Here is a 12,253-nt window from a genome sequence, read left to right as displayed (position 1 = left end):
GCAGGGCTCCGTGCAGGCCGGGTGCGGCCGCGGCGAGGACGTCGATGCCTTCGTGCAGGTAACGGTAGGCCGTTGCAGTGCTGATCGCGTTGTCACCGGCCGAACATCGGACCCGGGTAGCATCACAGAACCAGCGGATCACCAGCACTGCCTGGGCGAACGGGGTCAACGCCCGCCGCCGGGTGCCACGTCGACGGCGTTGAAGGACCAGGAGCCGCGCCAGATAGGCCACGGTGCGCTCCCCGATCGGGAGGACAGCGGTGTAGGTGACAGGATCAGACATGCAGGACCTCGGTGACGGTGTCGATCTGTGCTGGACCGAACCGATCTACCGGGGTCCTGCCCCGTTCCCGCTCATCTCACCACCCTCGGCGTGTCGCCACGACCTGCCACCCCGCTACTGAGAACACCTCATTGGCCTCTGCGGTCAAGCGTGGCGTCACCACCATAAATGCGTGAAGTTCTGGACTGCGCCGTCGCAGGGCTGAGAACTTCCCGTAGAACTGTGTAAGAGGGCCAATTTTGACGGCAGACGTGTATGCCTTGCACTCGATTATCGCCGGCTTATTCGAGAGCGTATGTGAGACCTTAAGGTCTAGTTCAATCCCATTTGATGTTACGTTACGTTCGCGCCAAGAAGGGTCTTGATAGCCGAACGCATTGAAGAGGCGTCCGATGAACATCTCAAAAAGGTGGCCACGGGTGTGGTTCCGAGCGCCGTCTGTGTCACCCTCGGCGACGACAAGCACACTGGCGTCGGTTGGCTTCACACTACGCACTCGAGCTCCCGCGTTGGGTAACGTTGACCTTCGTTGGTAGGTCGGCGCTGGGTAGGCAATCCGTTACATCACTGGTGCCTCACTCTGCGCAGGCCGTCTGCAGGCCGTGAGAGGTGGACGGCTCATCACGGCTGATGACTGGTGACGAGCGAATCAAAGCAGCTCAGGCCGCCAATCGACGGCAAGGCTGTAGGTCGACAGCTCGCAGCCTGAAGATCACGCAGATCTACGAGGGCACCAACCAGATCCAGCGCATGGTGATGGCGCGCAACCTCCTGAAGTGACACTCTGACCGCCCATGGACGGGGCTGTCGTGGACCGAGCACTGCTCGACCGGCTGCTCGACACCGATCCGGCGCTGCGCTGGCAGGTCGAGCGCGACCTGGCGGGTGCGCCTCCCGAGGTCTGGGAGGCCACCCGTGCTCGGGTCGCGACCGGGGGATGGGCGCGCGGCTGCTCGCCCGTCAGGATCCCGACGGCACCTGGGCGGGCGGCGCGTACTTCCCGGCCGAGCCGTCGACGGTGGAGGGCCAGCCGTGGACGGCGACGACCTGGTCGCTGAACGCCCTGCGGGAGTGGGGCCTGGATCCCGCGGCGCTCGCGGGCACCGCGGAGAAGCTCGAATCGTGCCGCTGGGAGTACGACGACCTGCCCTACTGGGACGGCGAGGTCGACGCCTGCATCAACGCCTGGACCGTCGCCAACGGGCTCTGGCTCGGCCGCGACATGGATGCGCTCGCCGCCTGGTTCGCCGAGCACCAGCTCCCCGACGGCGGTTGGAACTGCGACTGGGTGGACGGTGCCACCCGGTCGTCGGTCCACTCGACGCTCAACTCCCTGCACGGGCTGCTGGCCCACGAGCGGGCGACCGGAGGGACGTCGGGGACCCGGGCCGCCCGCCGCTCCGGTGAGGAGTACCTGCTGTCCCGACGCCTGCTCTACCGGCTGTCCACCGGGGACCGCCTGCCGCTCGAACGGGACCCCGCCGAGCTCGCGTACCCGCTGCGCTGGCGGCTCGACGTGCTGCGTGGCACCGAGTACTTCCGCCGCGCCGCGGAGCTCGACGGCGCGGCGCCCGACCCGCGCCTGGCGGAGGCCGTCGCGGTGCTGCGTGCGGCGCGCCGTCCGGACGGGTGGTGGGTGCAGGGCCGTCGCGATCCCGGCGAGATGTGGTTCGAGGTCGACGTGCCGCCGGGGGAGCCGTCACCGTGGCTGACCTTGTACGGCACCCGGATCCTCGCCTGGTGGGACGCGGTGGCCTGACGCTCAGGTACTGATGATCATGGAGTCGGTGGGGTGCGGATGACGAGCACGGCCGCGGCCGGCTCCCCGGCGAGGGCGGCGTAGGTGTGCTCGCCGTCCGCAGGCCAGCGTGTGGCCTCGCCGGTGCCGAGCTCGGCCTCGTGCCCGCTGCGTCCGGCCCGGACGGCACCGCGGGTGACGAGCAGGTGCTCCACCACCCCGGGACCGTGCCCGGGGGACACGTGCACCGCCCCCGGGACGAGTGCCAGCGCGTACACCTCGACGGTGCCGTGGTCGTCGGTGGTGGTCTCCAGCAGGCGCACGGTGATGCCGGGGCCGGCGAGCTCGGCCCCGGGGTGCTCGGCGAGCAGCCGGGACAGCGGCACGGCGAGGGTGTCCGCGAGGGCGTACAGCGTGGACAGGGTCGGGTTGCGGCTGCCGTTCTCGATCTCGGACAGCGACCCCTTGCCGATCCCGGCCCGCTCCGCGAGGACCCCGAGGGAGAGACCGCGTGCGGTCCGGGCCGCCCGCACCCGTGCGCCGAGGGCCGTGCGCAGCGCCCCGTCGTCCACCGGGCGACTGTAGCCGGGGCCGGTCGACACGAGGCCCCTGCGCCCGGGCTACCGGGCCGGGGTGTCCGGACCACCACGTGGCGGGCCGGGTGTTCCGGGGTCGCGCACCGCGGTGGCCGCGGAGAAGCGTGCCGGGAGCGCCGTGACCTGGTCCCGCAGATCCTCCACGTCCCAGAGATCTCTGCCGTCCGGTTCGCGGAAGGCCGGCGTCACCAGACCGGCCCTGGCCCAGCGGTGCAGTGCCCGCGGGCTCAGGGCCAGCCTGGTCGCGGCCTCGCCGGTGGTCACCAGTCGCACCGGGTGCCGCCGCCGGTCAGGCCGCGGCGGGTGCCGTGGCGCGGGCGGTCAGGCGGCCGACGATCAGGCTGCAGCCGTAGCCGAGCGCGACCGAGCCGACCACGAACGACAGCAGCATCACCGTGAACGGGCCGGTGGGCAGCGAGAAGTCCGTGCCGGAGGCGCCGCTGAGCAGGCCGAACGCCGCCGTGGTGGCGAACCCGACGACCGACCCGGGCACGAACCCGAGCGCCGGCACGAGCGCACCGAGGATGAACACCGCGGTCATCCCACCGATGATCAGGCCCAGCAGGGCGGGGTTCGTGGTGAGTCCCGCCAGGATCAGCATGACGGTGCCGGTGACGATCCCCCAGATGTTCGTGGCGAGGGCGGTGACCAGCGCGGGCCGGTCACCACCGGCCGCGAAGAAGGTCGCGGCACCCAGGAACGTGGCGGGCACGAACAGGCCGAGACCGGAGAGCGGGCCGAGGTAGAGGTACGCGATCACCGCCCCGGCGACGCCGATCACCAGGGCCAGAGCGACGGGCAGCTTCATGGGACGGTCCTCCCGGTTGGGCCGCACCCGGCAGGCGCGGCGACCCACGCAGGATGGGCCGCCGCCGGTGCCCGTTCCAAGATCGCCGGGCCGGACGTCACCGCCTGTTTTCCGGACGACACGGTTCGGTCATCTTTGGTCCCGCAGAGGGCGTCCCGTGTATCGGCTGCAGAACATCCTGCTTACCGCCCGACGAGAGTTCTGTTTACAGAACGACGCGGTTAGAGTGGGCCCGTGGATCGTTCCTGGGCGCAACCGGTGTCGGTCGGTGTGGTCTCCGCGGTGATCGGGGTGACCAGCTCCTTCGCCGTCGTCCTCGCGGGGCTGTCGGCGGCCGGTGCCGACCCGGCGCAGGCCGCGTCCGGGCTGGTGGTGCTCACCGCCCTGATGGGGCTGGCGACGATCTGGCTGTCCCGCCGGTTCCGCCGCCCGCTGACGATCGCCTGGTCCACGCCCGGTGCCGCGTTGCTGGCGTCCACCGGCGCCGTAGCGGGCGGGTGGCCCGCGGCGGTCGGCGCGTTCGTCGTCGTCGGCCTGCTGGTCGTCGCGACGGGGCTCGTGCGCCCGCTCGGGCGGCTCGTCGGGGCGATCCCGGCGCCGATCGCGCAGGCGATGCTGGCCGGGGTGCTGCTGCCGCTCTGCCTGGCGCCGGTCCGGGCGCTGGTGGAGCGGCCGCTGCTCGTCGCGCCGATCGTGGTGCTGTGGGTCGTCCTGTCGCGCGTCGCGCCGCGCTGGGCCTCGCCGGCCGCGTTCGGGCTGGCACTGGTGATCGTCATGGCACTCGCCGACGGCTGGGGGTGGCTGCAGGCCCCGCGGATCGCGCTGACGTTGCCGTCGTTCTCCCTCGCCGCGGTGGTCGGGGTGGCGCTGCCGCTGTGGGTGGTGACGATGGCCTCGCAGAACGTGCCGGGCGTCGCGGTGCTCGGCGCGGCGGGCTACCGCGTGCCGTGGCGGTACGCGATGGTCCTCACCGGCGCCGGCACGGCGCTCGGCGCCCCCGCCGGGGCGCACGCGATCAACCTGGCCGCGATCACCGCGGCCCTGCCCGCCTCGCCCGAGGCCCATCCCGACCCGGCCCGGCGCTGGATCGCGTGCCAGGCCAACGGCGTCACCTGCCTGCTGCTGGCCCCGCTCGCGACGACGCTGGCCGCCCTCGTCGCGGCCGCGCCGCCCGGGGTCGTGGAGTCCGTCGCGGGGCTCGCCCTGCTCGGCACGTTCGGTGCCGCGCTCGCGGGGGCCCTCGCCGTCGCCGACGGGACGCCGGACCCGGCCGTCGCGCGGGTGCCCGCGGCGGCCACGTTCCTGGTCTCGGCGGCCGGGGTCACGATCGCCGGGATCGGCGGGGCGTTCTGGGGGCTGCTCGCCGGGGTGGTGCTGCACCTGGCGCTGCGCCGACGCGCGGCGGCCGCGTGAGGCGCGGGATCAGCGGCGGAAGCCCTGCACCCGCACCTCGTCGGTCGGGGCGAACCGCCCCGCGGCGGCGTCGATGAGCGCGATCGTGCGGGCCGACTGCGCGCAGCCGAACCCGTACTTCGCGCGGACCCGCGAGTCGGCGATCTCCATGCAGGTGCGGCTGCGGGTGACGAACTCCGCCACCGGGTAGGTCGTGCCGGTGTCCAGGTGCTCGGTCACCACCAGCGACGGCGAGTAGTAGCTGACCTCGGTGCCGTCCGGCCAGCGGACGTCGAACATCATCTCGGGCACGGTCGTGCACGGTAGGCGGCCCGGATTGCCACCGTGTTGCGCGCGACGTCTACAGGATGAAGCCGAACAGCGGGCTGTCCGGCGGGATGGGCTCGATGTGCGGGGGAGCCTCCTGCATCCGCTTGAGCAGCGCGGGCAGGTCGTCCGGGGAGCCCAGCTCGATGCCGACCAGCGCCGGGCCGGTCTCCCGGTTGGAACGCTTGGTGTACTCGAACAGGGTGACGTCGTCGTCCGGGCCGAGGACGTCGTCGAGGAAGCGGCGCAGCGCGCCCGGCTCCTGCGGGAACTCGACGAGGAAGTAGTGCTTGCGTCCCTCGAAGACCAGGGCGCGCTCGACGATGTCGGCGTAGCGCGAGACGTCGTTGTTGCCGCCCGAGAGCAGGCAGACCGTCGTCGCGTCGCGGGGGATGCCGAGCCGGTCCAGCGCCGCGGGGGACAGCGCCCCGGCGGGCTCGGCGATGATGCCGTCGGACTGGTAGAGCGCGAGCATCTCGACGCAGATCCGGCCCTCGGGCACCGCGAGCAGCTCCACGCCCGCATCGCGCACCACGTCGAAGGTGGCCGCGCCGACCTTGCGCACGGCGGCGCCGTCGACGAAGGGGTCCAGCGTGCCCAGGTCCACCGGCTCGCCCGCGGCCACCGCGGCCGCCATGCTCGCCGCCCCGGCGGGTTCGACGCCCACGATCCGGGTCGACGGCGCGTGCTCGCGCAGGTAGGTGATGGCCCCGGCGAGCAGTCCGCCGCCGCCGACCGGGACGACCAGCACGTCCGGCGGGTCGGCCAGCTGGGACAGGATCTCGCGGGCGATGGTGCCCTGGCCCGCGACGGTGCGCGGGTCGTCGAAGGCGGGGACCTGGGTGGCGCCGGTGGACTCGGCGTCGGCGCGGGCGGCCGCGGCGGCCTCGTCGTAGGTGTTGCCGACCACCCGGATCTCGACGGCGTCGCGGCCCAGCCGCGCGACGCGGTCCCGCTTCTGGCGCGGGGTGGTGCCGGGCAGGTAGACCCGCCCGGTCACACCGAGGCGCTGGCAGGCGAACGCGACGCCCTGGGCGTGGTTGCCGGCGCTGGCGCAGACGACGCCGGCGAGACGGTCGGCCTCGGGCAGCTGCGCGATTAGGTTGTAGGCGCCGCGGATCTTGTACGAGCGGACCGGCTGGAGGTCCTCGCGCTTGACCCAGACCTCGCCGCCGAGCGCGTCGGACAGGCGGGGGTTGAGCTGCAGCGGGGTCGGGCCGATGACGGCGCGGAGCCGGGCCGCCGCGTCGTCGACGTCCCGGGCGCTCACAGAGGGGGTCACGGTCGACCAGGGTGTCATGACCCCCGGCCGGGGCCGCCGCTCACCCCAGGCGCAGGGTGACCCGCTCGGTCTCGGCGCGCCGGTCCAGGGCGGCGGGGTCGGCGGCCGGGTTCACCGTCTGGACCAGCGACGCCCCCGCCGCGAGAACGGCGAGCAGCCCGTCGCGCAGGCCGTCGGCGCTGTCCCAGCCGATGACCGACAGCACCCGGGCGCCCGCGGTGATGCCCAGCGCGTCCGCCCGCTCCCGGGCCGTGGCCAGCACCTGCTCGCCGCTCGCGCCGTCCCAGGCCGGGGCCGCGCCGTCGACCGGGTCCCAGGGGACGAACTCGTCGCCGTGCGCCCGGACCTCGGTCGCGAAGTCGACGGCCCCGCCGGGCAGGTCGCCCATGCCGCGGCCGAAGAAGTCCAGCGAGAACGCGACGACCGTGCCCGCGCCGGCGGCGAGCGCCACGTCGAGCCGCGCCGCGTCGGCGAGGACGACGTCGGCGCCCGCCGGGTCGCCGACGAGCTCCGCGCCGCAGGACCAGACGGCGAGCAGCGCCGCGACGGTCTGCCAGTGCGCGGGCAGCAGCGCCGCCACCCGGGTGCCCGGCTCGACGTCGACCTCGTCGCGGAGCAGGTTCGCCGCCTTCGCGGTCCAGTTCGCGGTCGTCGTGCCGGACAGCTCGGTCCGCTCGCCGGTCGCGTCGTCGTAGTGGGTGACCAGCGGGCGCGGGGCGGCGGCGCCGAGCGCCGGGCCGAGCAGTGCGTCGGTGAGGAACAGGCCGGAGCCGAAGACGGTGTCCATCGCCCCGGAACGCTACGTCAGTCGATGCACGGGACCCCGCCCGCGGTGATCGGCGGGGTCGACGGCGCCGGGGCGGCGGCGGGCGCGGCCGCCGCGGCGCTGGTCCGGCCGCCGTTCGCGCGGTCGGTGCCGAGCAGGACCTGCACCCGGCCCTGGGCGACGGCGTCGGACTGCTCGACGCCGATCCCGCCCAGCGCGTCGGCGACCCGGCGGGCGGCGGCGTCGCCGTCGGCCTGGCTGTAGCGGACCACCGAGGTGGTGCGGTCCGGGGCGTTGCCGACCTCGCCGGGGGTGAACCCGTTGCGGCCCAGGGTGTCGGCGACCTGCGCCGCGAGCCCGGTCACCCCGGACCCGTTCGCCACGTCGGCCACGACCGGCGGCGCCGCCTCCGTGGAGGTCGCGGCGGCCTCCTCGGGCTCGGGCTCGGTGTGGCGGGCGACGAAGTCGCGGACCTCGGCGGGGTCGACGAGCAGCACGTCCTTGCCGCCGGTGGTCTCCGGGCCACCGGTGGGGATGGTCAGGAAGTCCATCTTCCCGGCGGCGATCGACGACGCCTCGCGGGCGAAGCCGAGCAGGTCCCAGCCGCTGTCGATGACGACCGACTGCTGGATCACCTCGACCAGCGCGCCGAGCTTGCGGGGGTCGGTGAGCGTGCCCGAGGAGAGGACCTTGTTGGCGACGGCCGCGAGGAACACCTGCTGGCGGTTGATCCGTGACAGGTCGCCGCCGGCCAGGCCGTGCCGCTGCCGCACGAACGCGAGCGCGTCGGCACCGGAGATCGTCTGCGGGCCTGCGGGGAAGTCGGCGCCGGAGAAGGCGTCCTTGGCCGGGGCCTTCAGGCAGACGTCGACGCCGCCGACGGCGTTGGTGAGGTTGTAGAAGCCGAGCAGGTTGACCTCGGCGAAGTGGTCGATGGCCAGCCCGGTGAGGTCCTGCACGGTGTCGATCAGCGCCTGCCGGCCGGCCTGCGAGGAGTCCTGGTCGATCTGCCGGGGGTCGCGCACGCCCTCGGCGACGAGCCGGGACGCGGTCTGCGCCTTCGTCTGCGGGTACGCCGCGTTGATCTTGTTGCGGCCGATCCCGGGGATCGACACCTCGGAGTCGCGCGGGATGGAGAACGCGGTCGCGCTGCCGCCGTCGGCGGGCAGGTGCACGACGATGATCGTGTCGGAGTTGAGGACGCCGGACTCGGCGCCGCTGCGCAGCTGGGCCAGGACGTCGGCGGGCAGCGGGTTGCCCTGCGCGTCGGTGCGGCTGTCCACACCGACCAGCAGGATGTTCTGCTCGCCCCCGGCGGAGCCGCCGAACAGCAGGTTCGTCGTGGTGATGCCGCCGGTGACGTCGCGGTAGAGGGTCCACGCGGCGCCGGTGAGCAGCACCGTCAGCGCCGACAGCACGGCGACGGCGAGGCGCAGCCGGGCCAGCAGCCCGCGGCCCCGGGGCGGTCGTCCGCCGGTGCGCCCGTCGCGCGCCGGGTACGGCGGGTGCTCGTCGGGGCCGGTCCCGGCCCGGCTCCAGCCCACGGAGCCCGCCGGTCGCCCGCGTGCGGCGCCGGTGTCGGGGCGGACGCGGGGTGAGCGGGACCGGACGTCGGGGGCGGTGGGGCGGCCGGACCGCCGGGCGGCGGCGCGCTCGGCCGCCGACGGGCGGGAGCGGTCCCGGTAGCTCTCGCCCATGCTCGCTCCCCTCGGGGTCCGTCTCGTCCGCGCAGCCGTGTCTCACCCGGACGGGGGAGTCCGGTGAACCCGGGCGCGCGCCGTGCGTCTCCAGGACCGGACACCCCGGTCGGGACCAGGGTGCAGCATCGGGACCCGCGCCGCGGGCCGCGCGGGCCTGCGTGTCGGGCCGCTCGCCCGGTCGTCGTAGGGGGTCGGGACTTGAGGGTGACGCACGGCTGTGGCGTGTCGCCGCAGCTCGGGGACGGTCCCAATATTAGGGTTACAGTATCGCGATCTCCGATATGGTGACGGAGTGTGATCTTCGCTGGCGCGAACGGGCGGTGTCGCCGGGCCCGGCCGCACCGGTGCTGACTAGGTTGCCGGACATGCGCCGGGTGGACGGAGAAGGACGGGGAGGCCAGGTGGCCGACGACGTGCGGTCCTACGGCGACGAGGTCGCCATCGTCACGGTGACCTACTCGCCGGGCGCGCTGCTGGACACCTTCCTCGACTCGCTGCGCGGTGCCACGACCCGCACGGACGTGCCGGTCGTCCTGGCCGACAACGGATCCGTCGACGGCGCCCCGGAGCGCGCGGCCCGCGAGCGCGACCACGTGACGTTCCTGCCGATCGGGGAGAACGTCGGCTACGGCGCCGCCGCCAACCGCGGGGTGGCCTCGTTGCCCGACCGCTACGGCTGGGTCGTCGTGGCGAACCCGGACCTGGAGTGGGGCGCCGGGTCGCTCGACACCCTGCTCGACGCCGGCCGTCGGCACCCCCGTGCCGGGGCGCTCGGCCCGCTGATCCGCGAGCCGTCCGGCGAGGTCTACCCCTCCGCGCGTGAGGTCCCGTCGCTGCTCGCGGGCGCCGGGCACGCCGCGCTCGCGCCGGTCTGGCCCGCCAACCCGTGGACCGCGGCCTACCGGCGCAGCCGCGAGGACCTGACCGAGCGGTCGGCCGGCTGGCTGTCCGGGTCGTGCCTGCTCCTGCGGCGCGCCGCGTTCGACTCCGTCGACGGTTTCGACCCGCGCTACTTCATGTACTTCGAGGACGTCGACCTGGGGGAACGCCTGGGGCTCGCCGGATGGCGAAACGTGTACGTCCCCGGTGCCGATGTCGTACACGTGGGCGGAGCGTCCACGGGCAAGCCGGGGGTGTCGGCACGGATGCTCGCCGAGCACCACCGCAGCGCCTACCGGTACCTGGCCGACCGCCACCGCGGTCCGGTGCACGCACCGCTGCGTGCGGCCCTGCGTGCCGGCCTGGCCGTGCGCTCGGGTCTGCTGCGGCGGACCGGCTGAGCGCGAACGAGAAGAAGGAACCTGAGGGGGAACCTGCATTGCAGGACGTCGAGGCGGTCGTGCTGGTCGGGGGCAAGGGCACCCGGCTGCGGCCACTGACCCTGTCGGCGCCCAAGCCGATGCTGCCGACGGCGGGGATGCCGTTCCTGGCGCACCTGCTGTCGCGGATCCGCGAGGCGGGCATCCGGCGGGCGGTGCTGGGTACGAGCTACCTGGCCGAGACCTTCGAGGAGCACTTCGGCGACGGCTCGTCGCTGGGGCTGGACCTCACCTACGTGACCGAGACCGAGCCGCTGGGCACGGGCGGGGGCATCCGCAACGTGGCCGGCAAGCTCTCGGCCGAGCACGTCATGATCTTCAACGGCGACGTGCTGGCGGGCACCGACCTGACCGCGGTCGCCGACACCCACCGGAGCACCGGTGCCGACGTGACGCTGCACCTGGTGCGGGTGCAGAACCCGCGGGCCTTCGGCTGCGTCCCCACCGACCCGACCGGCCGGGTGCTGGAGTTCCTCGAGAAGACCGAGGACCCGCCGACCGACCAGATCAACGCCGGGTGCTACGTCTTCCGTCGCGAGGTGATCGACACGATCCCCGCGGGCAGGCCGGTGTCGGTGGAGCGCGAGACGTTCCCCGACCTGCTCGCCTCCGGGGCGCACGTGCAGGGCCACGTCGACGTCGCGTACTGGCGCGACATGGGCACCCCCGGCGACCTGGTGCACGGCTCGGCGGACCTGGTCCGCGGGGTCGCGCCCTCGGCGGCGCTGCCCGGCCCGACGGGCGAGTCGATGGTGCTGGAGGGGGCCGAGGTGGCCGCCGACGCGTTCGTGTTCGGCGGGACGACCGTCGGCCGCGGCGCCCGGATCGGCTCCGGGGCCCGGGTCGAGGGCTCCATGCTGTTCGACGGCGCGGTCGTCCGGGCCGGAGCGGTCGTGGAGAACTCGGTGATCGGGGCCGGAGCGGTCGTCGAGGAGGGCGCGAGCATCCGCGACACCGTGGTCGGCGACCGGGCCGTGATCGGCGCGCACTGCGAGCTGCGGCACAACATGCGGGTGTGGCCGGACGTCACGCTGCCGCCCCACGGGGTCCGGTTCTCGCCCGACGTGTGACCATCGGGGGCGTGGACGCGGTCGCCGTGGTGGTGGACCGGGAATGGCGGCCGCCGTTCCCGCTCGACCTGCACGGCGTGCTGGCCCCGCTGCGCCGCGGCCGGGGCGACCCCACCTGGCGCACCGCCGTCGACGGTGCCGTGATCTGGCGGGTCTCGACGACGCCTGCCGGCCCCGCCACCGTCGCGATCCGCCGCCGGGCCGACGGGGGCCCGTACGGCACCGTGCGGGCGTCCGGCTGGGGACCGGGCGCGGCCTGGGAGATCGACCGGCTGCCGTCGCTGCTGGGGGCCGACGACGACCCGGCGGCGTTCGTGGCGCACCACCCGCTCGTCGCCGACGCGCACCGGCGCCGACCCGGCCTGCGGCTGGGCTCCACCGGCCGGGTGTGGGACGCGCTGCTGCCCGCGGTGCTGGAACAGAAGGTCACCGGCACCGAGGCGCGCCGCAGCTTCCGCGAGCTCGCCCGGCGCTTCGGCGACCCCGCACCGGGGCCCGCCGGGGTGGTGCCCGCCGGGATGCGGGTGCCGCCGACGCCCGAGCAGGTCCGGGCGATCCCCGAGTGGGAGTGGCACCGGGCCGGCGTCGACCACGCGCGCCGGACGGCGATCCTGCACGCCGCCGTCGTCGCCCACCGGCTGGAACGGGCCGCCGAGCTGGGCGGGGAGCAGGGCCGGGTGCTGCTGCGCCGGGTCCGCGGCATCGGGGTGTGGACGGCCGCGGAGACCGCCCAGCGCGCCTGGGGCGACCCGGACGCGGTCAGCTTCGGCGACTTCCACGTGCCGAACACCGTCGGCTGGGCACTGCTGGGCCACGACCTCGACGACGCCGGGATGCTCGAGGTGCTCGCCCCCTACGTCCCGCAACGCCAGCGCGCGGTGCGCTACATCGAGGCGTCCGGGTTCCGCCGCCCCCGGTTCGGGCCGCGGTTCTCCCCGCGCGACTACCGCTCGTTCTGACCGACGTAGGGTC

13 protein-coding genes and 1 pseudogene are annotated in these 12,253 nt (G+C 74.3%); 6 read left to right on the top strand and 8 right to left on the bottom strand.

The genetic code is table 11. The features are described 5' to 3' along the window. Nucleotides 1–283 (bottom strand): annotated as a pseudogene (locus Ae505Ps2_RS32395) (IS5/IS1182 family transposase); the annotation flags it as partial. Between the two features lie 630 nt (nucleotides 284–913). On the opposite strand from Ae505Ps2_RS32395, the gene Ae505Ps2_RS33030 reads away from it, so the two are divergent. Together Ae505Ps2_RS33030 and Ae505Ps2_RS02185 are read left to right on the top strand one after the other, a co-directional pair. Then, the gene (locus tag Ae505Ps2_RS33030; RefSeq protein WP_249265207.1) at nucleotides 914–1,063 is read left to right on the top strand and encodes an acyl-CoA dehydrogenase family protein; all 150 of its coding nucleotides are present in this window, start codon (nucleotides 914–916) and stop codon (nucleotides 1,061–1,063) included. A 157-nt stretch (nucleotides 1,064–1,220) separates the two neighbouring features. Next, a complete protein-coding gene (locus Ae505Ps2_RS02185; RefSeq protein ID WP_233147658.1) occupies nucleotides 1,221–2,042 on the top strand; it encodes a squalene cyclase in 822 nt (273 codons plus the stop codon). A 17-nt stretch (nucleotides 2,043–2,059) separates the two neighbouring features. On the opposite strand, the gene Ae505Ps2_RS02180 is transcribed toward Ae505Ps2_RS02185, so the two are convergent. Genes Ae505Ps2_RS02180 through Ae505Ps2_RS02170 form a run of 3 tightly spaced genes read right to left on the bottom strand, consistent with a single transcriptional unit; the run spans nucleotide 2,060 to nucleotide 3,425 of the window. Next, nucleotides 2,060–2,593, bottom strand: coding sequence for a helix-turn-helix transcriptional regulator (locus Ae505Ps2_RS02180; protein WP_075312816.1), 534 nt, complete (start codon nucleotides 2,591–2,593; stop codon nucleotides 2,060–2,062). A 48-nt stretch (nucleotides 2,594–2,641) separates the two neighbouring features. Continuing rightward, nucleotides 2,642–2,881 carry a MerR family DNA-binding transcriptional regulator gene (locus Ae505Ps2_RS02175; protein ID WP_083695266.1) on the bottom strand — a complete coding sequence of 80 codons (240 nt, stop codon included), beginning with the start codon at nucleotides 2,879–2,881 and terminating at the stop codon, nucleotides 2,642–2,644. 25 nt (nucleotides 2,882–2,906) lie between these two features. Continuing rightward, nucleotides 2,907–3,425 carry a DUF1097 domain-containing protein gene (locus Ae505Ps2_RS02170; RefSeq protein ID WP_020627729.1) on the bottom strand — a complete coding sequence of 173 codons (519 nt, stop codon included), beginning with the start codon at nucleotides 3,423–3,425 and terminating at the stop codon, nucleotides 2,907–2,909. A gap of 234 nt (nucleotides 3,426–3,659) precedes the next feature. Between Ae505Ps2_RS02170 and Ae505Ps2_RS02165 the strand changes: the two genes are divergently transcribed. Then, on the top strand, nucleotides 3,660–4,838 hold the full coding sequence (locus tag Ae505Ps2_RS02165) for a benzoate/H(+) symporter BenE family transporter (protein ID WP_075310334.1): 1,179 nt from the start codon (nucleotides 3,660–3,662) through the stop codon (nucleotides 4,836–4,838). Between the two features lie 9 nt (nucleotides 4,839–4,847). Here the strand turns inward: Ae505Ps2_RS02165 and Ae505Ps2_RS02160 are convergent, their stop codons facing one another. From Ae505Ps2_RS02160 to Ae505Ps2_RS02145, 4 genes are read right to left on the bottom strand one after another with little or no spacing between them, the layout of a single operon-like run. Beyond that, a complete protein-coding gene (locus Ae505Ps2_RS02160; protein ID WP_226360665.1) occupies nucleotides 4,848–5,120 on the bottom strand; it encodes an MSMEG_0570 family nitrogen starvation response protein in 273 nt (90 codons plus the stop codon). A 58-nt stretch (nucleotides 5,121–5,178) separates the two neighbouring features. Next, on the bottom strand, nucleotides 5,179–6,444 hold the full coding sequence (ilvA, locus tag Ae505Ps2_RS02155; RefSeq protein ID WP_051050468.1) for a threonine ammonia-lyase IlvA: 1,266 nt from the start codon (nucleotides 6,442–6,444) through the stop codon (nucleotides 5,179–5,181). Between the two features lie 22 nt (nucleotides 6,445–6,466). Further along, nucleotides 6,467–7,213 carry a TIGR03089 family protein gene (locus Ae505Ps2_RS02150; RefSeq protein WP_083695264.1) on the bottom strand — a complete coding sequence of 249 codons (747 nt, stop codon included), beginning with the start codon at nucleotides 7,211–7,213 and terminating at the stop codon, nucleotides 6,467–6,469. A 17-nt stretch (nucleotides 7,214–7,230) separates the two neighbouring features. Continuing rightward, nucleotides 7,231–8,889, bottom strand: a complete 1,659-nt coding sequence (locus tag Ae505Ps2_RS02145; RefSeq protein ID WP_083695262.1) for an LCP family protein — start codon at nucleotides 8,887–8,889, stop codon at nucleotides 7,231–7,233. A 404-nt stretch (nucleotides 8,890–9,293) separates the two neighbouring features. Here Ae505Ps2_RS02145 and Ae505Ps2_RS02140 point away from each other — a divergent pair, with 404 nt between their 5' ends. From Ae505Ps2_RS02140 to Ae505Ps2_RS02130, 3 genes are read left to right on the top strand one after another with little or no spacing between them, the layout of a single operon-like run. Continuing rightward, on the top strand, nucleotides 9,294–10,172 hold the full coding sequence (locus Ae505Ps2_RS02140; protein WP_233147657.1) for a glycosyltransferase family 2 protein: 879 nt from the start codon (nucleotides 9,294–9,296) through the stop codon (nucleotides 10,170–10,172). Between the two features lie 38 nt (nucleotides 10,173–10,210). After that, the gene (locus Ae505Ps2_RS02135; RefSeq protein WP_075553373.1) at nucleotides 10,211–11,281 is read left to right on the top strand and encodes an NDP-sugar synthase; all 1,071 of its coding nucleotides are present in this window, start codon (nucleotides 10,211–10,213) and stop codon (nucleotides 11,279–11,281) included. A gap of 11 nt (nucleotides 11,282–11,292) precedes the next feature. Next, nucleotides 11,293–12,240: a DNA-3-methyladenine glycosylase 2 family protein gene (locus tag Ae505Ps2_RS02130; RefSeq protein ID WP_249265206.1), complete on the top strand. Its 948-nt coding sequence runs from the start codon at nucleotides 11,293–11,295 to the stop codon at nucleotides 12,238–12,240. Nucleotides 12,241–12,253: the final 13 nt, after the last annotated feature.

Origin of the sequence: Pseudonocardia sp. Ae505_Ps2, from assembly GCF_001932425.1 — a bacterium.
Lineage (GTDB): Bacteria > Actinomycetota > Actinomycetes > Mycobacteriales > Pseudonocardiaceae > Pseudonocardia.
The sequence above is the reverse complement of the archived record's forward strand: the minus strand, read 5'-3'. Positions and strand labels throughout refer to the sequence as shown.

What these genes read in the sequence shown, in the direction of transcription:
- ilvA (WP_051050468.1), bottom strand. Translation starts at nt 6,444, where the DNA reads ATGACACCCTGGTCGACCGTGACCCCCTCTGTGAGCGCCCGGGACGTC.
- Ae505Ps2_RS02160 (WP_226360665.1), bottom strand. Translation starts at nt 5,120, where the DNA reads ATGATGTTCGACGTCCGCTGGCCGGACGGCACCGAGGTCAGCTACTAC.
- Ae505Ps2_RS02150 (WP_083695264.1), bottom strand. Translation starts at nt 7,213, where the DNA reads ATGGACACCGTCTTCGGCTCCGGCCTGTTCCTCACCGACGCACTGCTC.
- Ae505Ps2_RS02170 (WP_020627729.1), bottom strand. Translation starts at nt 3,425, where the DNA reads ATGAAGCTGCCCGTCGCTCTGGCCCTGGTGATCGGCGTCGCCGGGGCG.
- Ae505Ps2_RS02185 (WP_233147658.1), top strand. Translation starts at nt 1,221, where the DNA reads ATGGGCGCGCGGCTGCTCGCCCGTCAGGATCCCGACGGCACCTGGGCG.
- Ae505Ps2_RS33030 (WP_249265207.1), top strand. Translation starts at nt 914, where the DNA reads ATGACTGGTGACGAGCGAATCAAAGCAGCTCAGGCCGCCAATCGACGG.
- Ae505Ps2_RS02145 (WP_083695262.1), bottom strand. Translation starts at nt 8,889, where the DNA reads ATGGGCGAGAGCTACCGGGACCGCTCCCGCCCGTCGGCGGCCGAGCGC.